Consider the following 13,350-nt stretch of genomic DNA (forward strand, 5'->3'; position numbering starts at 1 on the left):
CCAAAACCGGTCAGCGCATGAGCCGGATACACCCTTCTCAATCTGCGTCAAAACTCTGCCGCCCAAAACAGCATACTTCCCAGAACAAAACCCGTCGAAAATATCGATGGGTTTGTCAGCGGTCTGAGGCCCGCATAAAGCGGGCCTCCCGTTTATTTGTCTGTGACCGGCTTGCTAGGAAAGGTGACGACATTGCTGGTAGCCGTGACTGGTTGCGCGGCTTTCCGCGCCTTCCTCGCCGACAAGATACGAACTACCGGCAGAGATTGGCCCGCCCTCTGCACGCTTACCGTCCGGTACGATAGCTCCGCCCATGTACGAAGGCGTATTCACGCCGCCAGAACCATCGGAGCCACCAGTAACGGTATAAGGAAGGCTCCTAGGGCCAACGGGTCCAGACAGTGCAGACATAAGCTTGCCTGCCGCTTCCGCTTCAACGCCTGACCGAAGCCAGCCTACAAGCGTGCTGATCTTTTCGAGTATGGTTGAAACGGCACCGCCGACGACGACGCCGACCGTTTCACCCCATGACTTCCATACGGCGTTTGTTGCGCCCAACGGTCCAAGGAGATTGCTAATCGAATTGAAGATATCCGTCGAAAATTTCGCGATAGGTTCAATGATTGGTTTTACCGGCTCAAGTGCTTTGACGAAGCCTTCCCCGACACCAACGAAGAAGGATTTCAGTCCTTCCCAATTGTTGTAGATCAGCGTGCCTGCCGCCGCGATCCCGGCAAGGACTGCGCCGACGCCGGTAAACATCAGAGCGCCACGAAGGACTACTGCTGCACCTCGAAGAATAGAGAAGCCACCGCGCAGAAGATTGAGCGGATTGAGCATTTTAAGAAGGCCGCGACCGGCAACGATACCAGCGTCAGCAAGCCGGGCGAATACGCCCGGCGCCTTGCCAGTTGCAGCCGTAGCAAGCTTCGAACGGACGGCAAGCGTGCCGAAGTGACCGGAAACCTTTGTAATCGCCTTGCCGAGCGTGCCCGACAAGATGCTTCCCGTAAGGCTACTTGCCTTCCCGATACTGCCGATGGCGAAGGATGCCACAGATAGCGCGCCGCCTTTTCCCATCAAGCCAAGAAATTGCAGGCCCGTGAGAGCGAAGCGCATACCGATCAGCGATGACGTCACCATTACAATGGAGCGCGTCAGCTTCGGATTGGCTTCGGCAAAGGCAGCGAGCTTGTTCGCCACTTCGGAAACCTTATCGGCGATATCGTTGAAGGCTGGCAGAAGAGCGACACCAAGCGAAGCATTGAGGTTTTCGATGGTAGCGTGCAAGCGATCCGTAAATCCACGAGAGGTTTTAAGGCGGCGCTGATAATCTTCTTGAACGACGCCTTGCGCCTTCATCGCTTCGGCTCGGATGCGGCCATATCCACCTTTCCAGTCGAGCCGCCGATCTTGACGTCGGAAAACAATCGCCCCCCAGCCCCCACGGTTTTCAATTGCCGTGGGGGCACCTCTTCCTCGAAAGGATTTTCAGCATGGCTATTTTCGACCGCCTGGACTGCGTGACGAGCCGAGTCATCGACAGGACATTCTCCATTCGCTTCGTATTCACGCCTATGCGCGCCAGTCCGAACGGAAGGTCAGGCCGTGACCCTGAACGCCCGAATGGATCGGCAAGGGCATTCTGGAGGAAAACCCAACTGACGTTCCCGTCGAGATCGGTCGGCGCGACAGGGTAGGCAACAGCGTTGAATCGCTCGTCACTGGCCACCGCTACGAATTTTCGGTGGATCTGCACCGCTATCCCGATGCCGTTCATGCGCGGCAGGGTGACGAGATCGAGTTCGACGACTTGCGCCGGTTCCGTGTTACGGAGGTCCGCCGCGATGGAGCCCGCAACACCAGCCGATTTTCGTGACTTGGAGCGCGCCCTGGACCGCATGACCCGCACCCTCACGGTGCGGTTCGCATGGATGATGGTTGGTTTCGTCGTCGCCGCTCATCTGATTATTCGGCTGAATTTGCCCTGATTGGGCAGGCTGCTTAATTATGAATGAAATTATGCAGAGCGGCCCATGTGGTCGCTTTTTGCATTATAAATCAATTACTTAGATGAAAGAAGTGGCTCCCCGGGCCGGATTCGAACCAGCGACCAACCGGTTAACAGCCGGTTGCTCTACCGCTGAGCTACCGGGGAACAGGTGCTCGTTGCGTCAGCGAGGTGGCGTATAGCAAAAGGATTTCGCCTTTGCAAAGGGCTAAATCCATTTTTTTTCATCTTTTTGCATTATGCCCTCGAAACCCTATATTCTCTGGGAGATTTTCTGCCTGTGAATTGTAACCATATCAGTCTGAGAGATGCCCTGTGAGCGATCAGTACGCCGAAATACCCCGTAAAAAGGCCATTGTGATTCTTGGCCGACGAATCCCCATGCCGCAATCGGTCATGATGCGTCGCATGCTTGGCGGTACACTCGTTGTCGGCGGATCTCTGGGCTTTCTTCCGATTCTGGGTTTCTGGATGCTTCCTCTCGGACTTATCGTTCTCTCGCATGATTCTCATCGCGTCCGTCGCTTACGCCGCCGAAGTGAAATTCATATCTGGCGCAAATGGTTGAAGCGGAAGCCGACCGACACGCCAACTGCTCCATGAAACGGCATGGACATGAAACAAACACCAAGAATCGATGCCCGAGGAACCCATTGCGCGTCTATTTGCGCAGTTCGCCTGGAGTGAGCTGCCGGTGTTTGCGTAGTGCTGTGGTTAGGTGGCTCTGGCTGGAAAAACTCAAATGGCGGGCAATATCTCTTATCGATATAGACGTTTTCCTAAGCAGACGCTCGGCTTCATCAAGCCTTAGCCCCATCAAGTACTGATGCGGTGTCTGTCCGAAACTATTGCGAAAGGACGTTGAAAAGTGACCCGCTGAAATTCCGAGCAACTCGGCCATATCCGGGACGGAAAGAGGCCGATGAAAATTTTGAGTGAGGTACGTTTCGATACGATGGCACGCTAATTTGCCGAGTCCAACTTTGCTATCCATGGGAATACGATTGCCTGGTGCATTGCGAGCTATTATATGCATCAGGACCAAACCAAGAGCGCGCAGGTAAGGTTCGTCCTGCTCGCCCCGTAGACGGATTTCATCCCAGATCATATTTGATATTGGCAAGCATTCTTTACATAAGAACTTTTCTGAGTTGCCAAAAATCTCGATATCACGATTACAAATATTCGGAAAAAAAGCATCTCTAAGAAAAAGCCTGTCTGGCTGCCCTATCAATACTTCTGTAGGCTCGGGCCAGACGATTGACAATTTGGCGGAAGCCGGAATGATAAACACGGTACCGGTCGGGCAATTGGAAATCTCGCCATCCTGCGCAGAAAAACACCACCTTAGATTGCGAACCTGTTCTCGCAAGACAAGGAAAGTCGTTCCGGTTGCGCGATAATTGATCCGCCCGATCTGGGTAGTGGCACAGGTCAAGCCCCATTTCGTCCCGCTCATTCGTGGTTTATGCGCACCCATTTCCTTAGCCTGCCCCCCTTCTGTTAATCAACAAGCTCATGATCATCTCGTTCATCCAATCCAAGCATCGAGAATAAACGAGTTTACCGGGTGCACGCCCCTCTTCTGCAATGAAGACACATCTCGACAATACAACCCGTCACATTGTGTGCAATTTATACGTGCAGAAGCATTTTGCAATCAGAATCTTGAACCGGGACCCCTGATGCAAATAGGTCGCAAAAGCACTTGCTATCCAAGCATCAACCATTTATGCAATTGCAAATTATTAGCAACAAGGATGTGGGTATGCGGTGTCGAAATTTACAAATAACTAAGCTCGGCTTTCTGAGTATGGCTCTCGTCTGGTTAAGCACAAACGGTGCGCTGGCGGAGAAATTCAAGGCCGTGACGACTTTTACTGTTATTGCAGATATCGCGCAGAATGTTGCCGGAGACGCGGCAATCGTTGAATCAATTACGAAGCCAGGCGCCGAGATTCACAATTACCAGCCCACACCTGGAGACATGGTCAAAGTACAGGATGCGAAGTTGGTGCTCTGGAACGGGCTGGAACTGGAACTTTGGTTCGAAAAATTCTTTTCGCGCCTCAAGAATGTCCCAAGCGCGATTGTGTCTGATGGGGTACAGCCTATCGATATCTCCGATGGCCCATATAGCGGCAAACCAAACCCACATGCTTGGATGTCCCCGAATGCCGCGTTAATCTATGTCGATAATATTCGCGACGCCTTTGTCAAAAACGATCCAGCCCATGCAGATATCTACAAATCAAACGCCGAAGCCTATAAGGCAAAGATCAAAGCCGCCATCGATCCGATCCGGGCGGAGATGGAGGCGATCCCCCAGGACAAGCGCTGGTTGGTTTCGAGTGAAGGCGCATTTTCCTATCTCGCGCGGGATTTTGGCCTGAAGGAACTCTATCTCTGGCCAATCAATGCGGACCAGCAGGGCACGCCCCAACAAGTACGCAAGGTAATTGATGCGGTGCGTATAAACGGCATTTCTGCCGTGTTTTCAGAGAGCACGGTATCCTCAGCCCCCGCCCAGCAAGTAGCCCGAGAAACGGGCGCAAAATATGCCGGGGTTCTTTATGTCGATTCACTTTCTGAGCCGGATGGCCCTGTGCCGACATATATCGATCTGCTGAAAGTCACCTCGCGCACGATTGCTGATGGACTTAAGCAATGAGTTCGCCCGTAGATATTCGGAAAACCCTTCACTCTGCTCCGGAGAAAGGAATCCACGTAGTAGACGCGACAGTCACTTACCGGAATGGTCATACGGCTTTGCATAATGCAAGCTTTGCAATCCCGACCGGAACCATCACGGCACTCGTCGGCGTTAACGGCTCTGGAAAATCGACCTTGTTCAAGGCGATCATGGGGTTTGTTAAACTCGCCAAGGGCGAAATTTCCATACTTGGCATGCCCGTCGAAGCGGCATTGAAGCATAATCTGGTGGCTTATGTTCCGCAGAGCGAAGATGTCGACTGGAACTTCCCCGTTCTCGTCGAAGATGTTGTCATGATGGGACGCTACGGCCATATGGGCATGCTGCGCATCCCGCGCCGCGCCGACAAGGAAGCCGTGGAGAATGCGCTTGCCCGCGTGAGCATGCTCGAGTTTCGTCATCGGCAGATCGGCGAGCTTTCCGGCGGGCAAAAGAAACGGGTATTTCTCGCGCGAGCGCTCGCACAGGATGGGCGCGTTATTCTTCTGGACGAGCCTTTTACCGGCGTGGACGTCAAGACCGAAGAAGCGATCATCCTTCTTCTTCGCAGCCTCAGGGAGGAAGGACGCGTCATGCTGGTCTCCACGCATAATCTCGGCAGCGTTCCCGAATTCTGTGACCGCACTGTGTTGTTGAAACGAACGGTTCTGGATTACGGGCGGACTGCGGAAGTGTTCACGCAGTCAAATCTCGAAAAGACTTTCGACGGCGTGTTGCGCCATCTCGTAGTTGGCAAGACTGAACGCTCCGGACGAGCACCAGTCAGCGTCATAACAGACGATGAACGACCGTTCGTTGTTTATGAGAAGGGAGACCCGGTGGCCCACAACAGGAGCGGAAACCATGACGCTACTGCTTGAGCCGTTCAGCTATAACTACATGTTGAACGCGATGTGGATTTCCGCACTGGTTGGTGGCGTGTGTGCATTTCTTTCAGCTTTTTTGATGCTGAAAGGCTGGTCGCTGATTGGCGACGCCCTGTCCCATTCAATCGTACCGGGTGTTGCGGGCGCTTACATGCTTGGCCTACCCTTCTCCATTGGTGCGTTCTTCTCGGGCGGTCTTGCAGCGGCAGCGATGCTCTTCCTCAATCAAAGGACAAAGCTGAAGGAAGACGCAATCATAGGCCTGATCTTCTCCTCGTTCTTCGGGCTCGGCCTTTTCATGATCTCGCTCAAGCCGACGGCAGTCAGCGTTCAAACCATTGTATTGGGCAATATTCTCGCCATTACGCCGGAGGATACATTGCAGTTGGCGATTATCGGCTTCGTTTCCCTGTCGCTGCTTCTATTGAAATGGAAAGACCTCATGGTGGTGTTCTTTGATGAGAACCATGCGCGTTCAATAGGCCTCAGTCCCAATCTGTTGAAGGTCATGTTCTTCACATTGCTGTCGGCCTCCACGGTCGCCGCCATGCAAACAGTCGGTGCCTTCCTCGTCATCTGTATGGTCGTGACGCCCGGTGCAACCGCGTATCTACTGACGGACCGCTTTTCGCGGCTGCTCTGGATCGCTGTCGCGATCGGCTCCATCACGAGCTTTGTCGGGACCTATGCGAGCTATTTTCTGGATGGTGCGACGGGAGGCATCATCGTTGTGCTCCAGACGGTGGTTTTCCTCAGCATATTTCTCCTTGCTCCGAAGCACGGACTACTGGCCGCACGTCGCAAGACTTCAAAAGCCCTCAGGGAGTTCCGACAATGAACACATTTGAAATGCTGGCCTCCCCATTTCAGTTCGAGTTCATGCGCTATGCGCTGGCCATTTCAGTGCTCATCGCGATCCCGACCGCGTTGCTGTCGTGCTTTCTGGTTCTCAAGGGATGGTCTTTGATGGGTGACGCGATCAGCCATGCCGTTCTTCCGGGCGTGGTTGTCGCCTATATCATCGGAATACCCTTCGGCATCGGAGCATTTGTAGCGGGCATGTCCTGCGCCCTTGCAACTGGCTACCTCTCCGAGAACAGCCGTATCAAGCAGGACACGGTGATGGGGGTCGTATTCTCCGGTATGTTCGGCCTCGGCCTGGTTCTTTATGTTGCAATCCGCTCGACGGTACATCTCGACCACATTTTATTTGGCGACATGCTCGGCATAACATTGTCTGACCTGGTCGAAACGGCCATGATCGCGGCACTGACCGCTGGCATTCTTCTCGCCAAATGGCGCGACTTCCTGCTCCATGCGTTCGATCCGGCACAAGCCCGAGCGGTCGGCCTCCCGGTCCGTCTGCTACATTATGGGCTGCTTTGCCTGATCTCGTTGACGATTGTCGGCGTCCTGAAAGCGGTGGGCATCATTCTGGCCATCGCCATGTTGATTGCGCCCGGTGCAATTGCATTTCTGCTCACAGGCAAGTTTAGCATCATGATGCTGCTCGCCGTGGGGATTGCGATCGGTGCATCCTTCTTCGGCGTCTATCTCTCCTACTTCATCGACAGTGCCCCCCCCCCTACTATCGTTCTGCTGATGACAGCGATGTTCCTCGCCGCGTTCATCTACGTCTCCCGGAGGACTGCCAAATTCGAAGTGCATGCAAAAGAAAGCTGACCGCGAGCTCGGGGGCACCGCTGCGCCAGCCCCGCTTGCGTGCGACGTGGACAGCTTTGCAAAGCTGTCCACGTCTTCGTCTTTGCGTCATACAGCTGTTATGAAGTCCCGCTAAACAGCCTCTACACGGCGTTCCATGATGGAACCTGAGACACTTTTCCCTCGCAATTTCATTTTTGCGGCTTGTCGAGGTTACTTAAAGATGCTTCAATCCATTTTGCACGGCTGTGCAGAAACAATAAGACCAGCCGGCGATCCTGGGGAGGAGGTGCTTATGCCAGCGTTTTTGGAGGTGGCGGACGCGCGCGTTCGCTATGGCAATAACGAAGTTCTCAAGGGCGTGAATCTATCCGTCAGGAAAGGCGAGTTCGTCGCGCTTCTGGGCTCCTCCGGCTGCGGCAAGACGACTCTGTTGCGAGCTATTGCGGGGTTCAACATGCCATCCGACGGCGCAATCCGCGTAGATGGTAGGGATGTCACTCAGCTGCCTCCAGACAAGCGTGGCATGGCGCTTGTCTTCCAGTCATATGCGCTCTGGCCGCATATGACTGTCGCGCAAAACATGGGTTATGGCCTACGCATTCGCGGCGTCGCGAAACAAACCATCAAGCAGAAGGTCGAGGACGTTGCACGCCTGTTGGGGCTTGATGGATTGCTGGAACGCAAACCTGCCGCCCTTTCCGGTGGGCAGCGCCAGCGCGTCGCCCTTGGGCGCGCACTGGCCGTTCAGCCTGACATCCTCCTTCTTGACGAACCACTTTCCAATCTCGATGCACGGATCAGACTTTCAGTTCGTCACGAAATCAGCGCCTTGCAGCGCCGTCTCGGCATCACCGCAGTTCATGTAACGCACGACCGGGAAGAAGCCATGGTTATGGCCGACCGCATCGTCATTCTCAATAATGGTGAAATTGCTCAGGCCGGCACACCTGAAGAGGTTTATAATCATCCGGCGTCCGATTTCGTCGCAGCGTTCATGGGCGCGGAAAACCTGATCGAAGTACCGGTTAAGATACAGGCCAATCGCATAGAGATCGCAGCGGGCGCCAACAACAAGGCCAGCACTATTTCCGCAGGCCGTCGCAATCTTTCCGACGGCTTGGCATCAGCACGTTTCCGCAGCGAAGCAGCGCGTCTCACCGAGCCAGGGGCCGACCCGAACTCCCGAGCGGCCGAGTTGATCCTCAACGGCACGGTCGAACAAACGAGTTATCCCGGTGGCCTTTGGAGACATATGATCCGTGTTGGGGACAGGCATATCATGGTTGACGCTCAAAAGAGCCACCAGCCCGGAGAAAATGTAGATATCCGCATACCGGAGCAAGCCCTGTTTCTGTTCGACAGATAGTCAGTGGGCTGTAGAGTCGGGCGCCTGTGCCTATCGTTGAGTTAAGGAAATCCGCGATCAATGAACCACGGAATCTTTCGTGAACTTGGTAATGCACGGCTGTGCATTTTGGCCGCGATGCCAATACCAGACCGATGCGAGGGAGACTCGTTTCGAGCTCGATTTCATGGGCGAGACCGCTCATGAATCTCACCATTCCCGATCAACAACGTCACCGGATGCGCTGCATCTAGTCCAATCATACGACCGGAATCCCGGTTTCAGACAGGAGCCCTTTCATGAGAACTATCCTGAACGCGGCAATGGCAATCGGCCTCACCGTTGCACCGGCCGCCGCCGACGAACTTACCGTCATCACGGCGGGCGACCAGAACATGGTCGACTATATCAATCAGTATCTCGGACCGTTGTTCGAGAAGGAAAATCCCGGCACAACCGTTCGCGTGGTTGGAACCGGCCCTGGCGATGCGGGTTCACAGAAGATTCTGGAACGCTTCGAAGCCCAGTCGAAAGCTGGCGTGGAAAAGTGGGATACGGACGTCGCCGTCGTCCACGAGAAATTCGTCGGACCGATGGTGACGGCGAAATTTCTCGAAAACTATCGCGGCAAAATTGACAGCGGCAAGCTGGTGACACGCGATAATGCAAAAATGGCGCTCGGCACTGATGTCGATGGCTACGTCATGCCGATGTTCAACAGCCAGACCGCGCTTGCATATAACCCCGCGCTCGTCGCTAATCCGCCGAAGAGCTATGACGAACTTGTGGCATGGGCTAAGGAAAACCCGAAGCAGTTCGGCTATAACGGAATCAAGGGCGGCGCGTCTGGCGTGAGTTTCGTCATGGGCTGGATTTACGCCTATGGCGGCGACGCAGACAAGTTGATGAAGGGTCCTTTCGAAGAAGGCGAAGCAAAGAACTGGGACAAGGCGTTTGCTTCCCTCAAGGACTTTACAAAGAATGCTACTCTCACGCCCGGCAACGCTGGCACGCTGGACATGTTGAGCCGCGGCGAAATCGCGATGGGACCGGTCTGGGTAGATATGTTCTATTCGTGGAAGGCAAATGGACAACTGCCACCGGAAATGAAACTTGTCCTTCCAGCGCCCGGCATGCCCGGACAGCCGATGCACTATGTGATCCCGGAAAAGAGTGCGCACAAGGAACTTGCCGAAAAATTCGTCGCGTTGGCGACAAGCCCAAAGGTGCAGGCCGAAGGCATCGTCAAGCGCTTCAACTGGTATCCGGGTATTGATGCCGACCACGTCAAGGCAGAGCTGGACGGCGACACCTGGAACAAGCTTTTCACCGATATTTCGCCGGACGACCTCGCGAAGTACGGAAAGCCTTTCCCGATCGCCCCCTATAACACTGCTATTCTGGAAGCGTATGAACGTCAGGTAGGCAACTAAACCCTACCCTCGATTGGAGCGCTCAGCTGAACAAGATTTTGAGTCTGAGCGCTCCCGCACTCACTTGCATGAGGTTTCGAATGCCGCATCGACTGACGGGTATTCTTCTTGTCGCGCCCGCATTGGCGATCGTCCTGCTCTTGTTCATCGTACCGCTTTTCGGGGCGATTACCGGAGCTTTCCAGGTTTCCGGCGAATGGGGAACCGGCAACTTCACGAAAGCATTCGAACTTTATTCCAGCGACATCATCTTCACTTTTGTCATCGTCACACTCTCGTCTCTGCTGATCGCGTTGTTCTCTGTTGCGATCGGTGGCTATTTGACACTCGGCTCCAATGCGCGCGCCGTTGCTGTTCTGCGCTGGCTTTATCGATGGCCGCTTTTCATTCCCTTCATCGTGGTTGGCCAGGTACTTCGCACCTTCCTTGCCAAGAACGGCTTGATGAACAGCCTGCTCATCGAAACCGGAGTCCTCACGCCACTGCAGGCAATGAGCTTTCTGGACTGGCGCGGCATCGTCATCGCATTCGTCTGGAAACAGACACCATTCGTCACGCTGCTGCTCGCGGGCGCCATGGCATCCCTTGATCGCAGCACAATCGAATCCGCTCGCAATCTTGGCGCCGGACGGCTGCGAATTCTCATCGAAATCGTCCTCCCCCAAGTTCGTCAGACACTGCTCGTCGGGCTTATCCTGAGCTTTGTCACCATGATGTCCGTCTTGTCCGTGCCCTTGATGATCAATGCGCAATCACCAACGATGATCACGGCGAACATGGCATTCCGCATTAATGCTTATGGGGATTACGGCGTCGCGAATGCACTGGGTACGATCTCACTTCTCATGACCAGTCTTGTCGCCTGGATTTACCTCCGTCAGACCATGAAAGAGCACGGCCAATGAGCAACACCTTTGACTGGCGCTGGATACCCCGCGGCATATTGCTTGGCCTGCTCGCTTTCGCGATTTTCGGGCCGCTCGCCAACCTGCTGCTGTGGGCTGTCGCTGAGCGCTGGTATTTCCCGCACACATTGCCGCTTCAATATGGGTTTTCATTCTGGACGAATGTGTTTTCACCTGGCGGGAATGCGCTCTCATCGCTTGGCACCAGCGTCCTTATTGCAGCCCTCACCGTGATCGTATCGCTAGGCCTTGCCATTCCCGCCGGCTATGCTCTCGCACGATTGAAACTGCCATTTCGCGGCCTGATCCTTTTGACGCTGCTCATCCCGCAAGCTTTCCCCAACCTTCCTGTTTACGTGAACATTGCACAAATGTTCTATTCGTTTGGCTTGAATGGCACGATCACCGGTGTCGTTCTGGTGCATGTCACCCATGGTCTGGTCTATGCAGTCTGGATCGCCACGGCAGCGTTTTCCGCAATCGATCGCGAGATAGAAGAAGCGGCTCGTTCAATGGGCGCTTCCGCCCTCAGGACATTCGTCGACATCACCCTGCCGATCGTCGCGCCCGGTCTCCTTGCAAGCGCGATCTTTGTCTTTCTTGAATCGCTCGACGAGTTCACGGGCACGTACTTCGTGGGCGCTCCTGATATTTCCACCCTGCCCCTGCTGCTTTATACAGCAAGTTCCGGAGGCAATTATCAAATCGCATCGATCAGCGCATTGATATTGCTGGTGCCATCAATTGCCTTCATGTTCGTGGTCGAGCGTTTCCTCCGAGCCGATGTCCTTTCAAAAGTAGGGCGATAAGATGCCAGATAAAGAACTGCCTCAAGAGCAGGACATCGTGGATAACCAGCCGCGCTTCATCAGTGCACATGAAGTCGCGCTTGAGGCAGGTGTGTCCCGTTCTGCGGTGTCCCGGACCTTTACGCCCGGCGCCAGCGTTTCGCCCGCAACACGCGAAAAGGTACTGAAAGCGGCTGAAAAACTTGGCTATCAAGTCAATGATCTTGCGCGAGGCCTCCTTGCCAATCGCAGCCGTATCGTTGGCATGATTGCCGCAGACCCAGACAGCCCTTTTCGCTCCCGCCAGATCGCAGCACTTTCCCGACGGCTTGCCGCACGTGGCAGCGTGCCGGTATTGATCCCGACCGGCCAGCACGGCGAAAATCTCTCTGCGGCTCACGAAACGCTGCTTCGTTATCGAGCCGAAGCAACGGTGGTTCTTTCCGGCATGCCCTCCTCATCATTTGTCGAGCTCGCCCAACGAAACGGCCAGACCCTCATTCTGGTCGGGCGAACCGAAGAAGGAGCCGATCACATTCACATCAATAATCGGCTTGCCGCCGAAACGGCGGTCGATATTTTTGCCGCACGTGGCATGAAAAGGCTCGGCCTCATAACGTCAAATGTCGGCAGTCTCAATCTCGTCGAGCGCGAGAACGCTTTCATTGAAAAATCGCGAAGCCTTGGATTAAGCGTCAGCGTGCAGCGTGGCGAACTGACAGATTATGATGGCGGTTACGGCGCGGCATCTCTGCTATTAGGCGAAAAAGAGCGGGCCGAAGGCATTTTCTGCGTCAACGATCTTATGGCTTTTGGCATGATGGACTGCGCACGCGATGTCTTCAATCTCTCCATTCCCGACGATATTTCGGTCATCGGCTTCGACAACGTTACTGAAGCGCGCTGGGGTGCCTATCGCCTGACAACTTTCGATCAAAACGCAGAACGCCTTTCAGCCGAAATCGTCCGGCTGCTGGACGAACGACATGCGGCGCCAAACGCTCCGCCACAAACTGTCGTGCTTGAACTGCCGCTCATTCTCCGCAGCAGCGTCAGGCCCATTAAAAACGAACGTGGCATTCGGGGGATGCCAAATCAATGAGTTTCCATTCCATATGGTTGCGTCCCGCACGTGACGATCTCCTATTTCTCGAATCTATCGTGACGGAACTGGCGAGCCGCTTCGCTTCGCCCATATTCGAGCCACATGCGACGCTCGTGCCCGATATGAAACGTTCGGCAGATGAACTGCTGCCGCTGGTGCTCAGCCTTGCAGTTGGCCGCGAACCGCTGGAAATTACGATTGAGGACGTGGCGGGAACAGACGCTTATTTCCGCTCCTTCTACGCTGCGCTGCAGAAGACATCCCCATTGATGACATTAAAGCAGGATTCCCTCGATATTTCTGGAGAAAAAGATATTTCGGTCTTTCTTCCGCATGTCTCGCTTGCCTATGGCGTCGCAGACCATGCCTTGCGCGAAACAGAGATCAAACGCATGGCACACTTGCTCGTTGGTCGCAGCATTCGCTTCGACCGGATGGTGATTGTCAGTTCTTCGAGTGAAACGCCTATCGATCAATGGATCGTCAAGCACGAGGTTTATCTCGCCGGATAGAAAAGCC

The 13,350-nt window shown here is 54.5% G+C and carries 14 protein-coding genes and 1 tRNA gene; 11 read left to right on the forward strand and 4 right to left on the reverse strand.

What is annotated here, in order from left to right; genetic code table 11:
- Window positions 1-174: 174 nt before the first annotated feature.
- From F9K78_RS02550 to F9K78_RS02560, 3 genes are all read right to left on the reverse strand, one after another.
- Window positions 175-1,362 (reverse strand): phage tail tape measure protein, encoded by a 1,188-nt coding sequence (locus F9K78_RS02550; RefSeq protein WP_121985392.1) that lies wholly within the window; start codon window positions 1,360-1,362, stop codon window positions 175-177.
- A 91-nt stretch (window positions 1,363-1,453) separates the two neighbouring features.
- Window positions 1,454-1,903, reverse strand: coding sequence for a hypothetical protein (locus F9K78_RS02555; protein WP_121985391.1), 450 nt, complete (start codon window positions 1,901-1,903; stop codon window positions 1,454-1,456).
- 180 nt (window positions 1,904-2,083) lie between these two features.
- A tRNA-Asn gene (locus F9K78_RS02560) sits at window positions 2,084-2,158 on the reverse strand.
- Window positions 2,159-2,392: 234 nt separating this feature from the next.
- Between F9K78_RS02560 and F9K78_RS02565 the strand changes: the two genes are divergently transcribed.
- The gene (locus F9K78_RS02565) at window positions 2,393-2,614 is read left to right on the forward strand and encodes a hypothetical protein (RefSeq protein WP_174813412.1); all 222 of its coding nucleotides are present in this window, start codon (window positions 2,393-2,395) and stop codon (window positions 2,612-2,614) included.
- A gap of 58 nt (window positions 2,615-2,672) precedes the next feature.
- Here F9K78_RS02565 and F9K78_RS02570 read toward each other — a convergent pair whose 3' ends face one another.
- Complete coding sequence (locus F9K78_RS02570; RefSeq protein ID WP_121985389.1) at window positions 2,673-3,491, reverse strand: AraC family transcriptional regulator; 819 nt, start codon at window positions 3,489-3,491, stop codon at window positions 2,673-2,675.
- Window positions 3,492-3,824: 333 nt separating this feature from the next.
- On the opposite strand from F9K78_RS02570, the gene F9K78_RS02575 reads away from it, so the two are divergent.
- The 10 genes from F9K78_RS02575 to F9K78_RS02620 all read left to right on the forward strand — a co-directional run bounded on the left by F9K78_RS02575 (window position 3,825) and on the right by F9K78_RS02620 (window position 13,343).
- Window positions 3,825-4,682, forward strand: coding sequence for a metal ABC transporter substrate-binding protein (locus F9K78_RS02575; protein WP_235925378.1), 858 nt, complete (start codon window positions 3,825-3,827; stop codon window positions 4,680-4,682).
- Complete coding sequence (locus F9K78_RS02580) at window positions 4,679-5,584, forward strand: manganese/iron ABC transporter ATP-binding protein (RefSeq protein WP_121985387.1); 906 nt, start codon at window positions 4,679-4,681, stop codon at window positions 5,582-5,584. The genes F9K78_RS02575 and F9K78_RS02580 overlap by 4 nt, the downstream gene beginning before the upstream one ends.
- Window positions 5,568-6,428, forward strand: coding sequence for a metal ABC transporter permease (locus F9K78_RS02585; protein WP_121985386.1), 861 nt, complete (start codon window positions 5,568-5,570; stop codon window positions 6,426-6,428). Before F9K78_RS02580 ends, F9K78_RS02585 begins: the two co-directional genes overlap by 17 nt.
- A complete protein-coding gene (locus F9K78_RS02590; RefSeq protein WP_121985385.1) occupies window positions 6,425-7,273 on the forward strand; it encodes a metal ABC transporter permease in 849 nt (282 codons plus the stop codon). The genes F9K78_RS02585 and F9K78_RS02590 overlap by 4 nt, the downstream gene beginning before the upstream one ends.
- 274 nt (window positions 7,274-7,547) lie before the next feature.
- Window positions 7,548-8,621, forward strand: coding sequence for an ABC transporter ATP-binding protein (locus F9K78_RS02595; RefSeq protein ID WP_121985384.1), 1,074 nt, complete (start codon window positions 7,548-7,550; stop codon window positions 8,619-8,621).
- Between the two features lie 278 nt (window positions 8,622-8,899).
- Window positions 8,900-10,033 carry an ABC transporter substrate-binding protein gene (locus tag F9K78_RS02600; protein ID WP_174813353.1) on the forward strand — a complete coding sequence of 378 codons (1,134 nt, stop codon included), beginning with the start codon at window positions 8,900-8,902 and terminating at the stop codon, window positions 10,031-10,033.
- Window positions 10,034-10,113: 80 nt separating this feature from the next.
- On the forward strand, window positions 10,114-10,938 hold the full coding sequence (locus tag F9K78_RS02605; RefSeq protein ID WP_121985382.1) for an ABC transporter permease: 825 nt from the start codon (window positions 10,114-10,116) through the stop codon (window positions 10,936-10,938).
- Window positions 10,935-11,747 carry an ABC transporter permease gene (locus tag F9K78_RS02610; protein ID WP_121985381.1) on the forward strand — a complete coding sequence of 271 codons (813 nt, stop codon included), beginning with the start codon at window positions 10,935-10,937 and terminating at the stop codon, window positions 11,745-11,747. The genes F9K78_RS02605 and F9K78_RS02610 overlap by 4 nt, the downstream gene beginning before the upstream one ends.
- 1 nt (window position 11,748) lies before the next feature.
- A complete protein-coding gene (locus tag F9K78_RS02615; RefSeq protein ID WP_121985380.1) occupies window positions 11,749-12,828 on the forward strand; it encodes a LacI family DNA-binding transcriptional regulator in 1,080 nt (359 codons plus the stop codon).
- Window positions 12,825-13,343, forward strand: coding sequence for a haloacid dehalogenase (locus tag F9K78_RS02620; protein ID WP_121985379.1), 519 nt, complete (start codon window positions 12,825-12,827; stop codon window positions 13,341-13,343). Before F9K78_RS02615 ends, F9K78_RS02620 begins: the two co-directional genes overlap by 4 nt.
- Window positions 13,344-13,350 lie beyond the last annotated feature (7 nt).

This window comes from Brucella pseudintermedia (genome assembly GCF_008932435.1).
Lineage (GTDB): Bacteria > Pseudomonadota > Alphaproteobacteria > Rhizobiales > Rhizobiaceae > Brucella > Brucella pseudintermedia.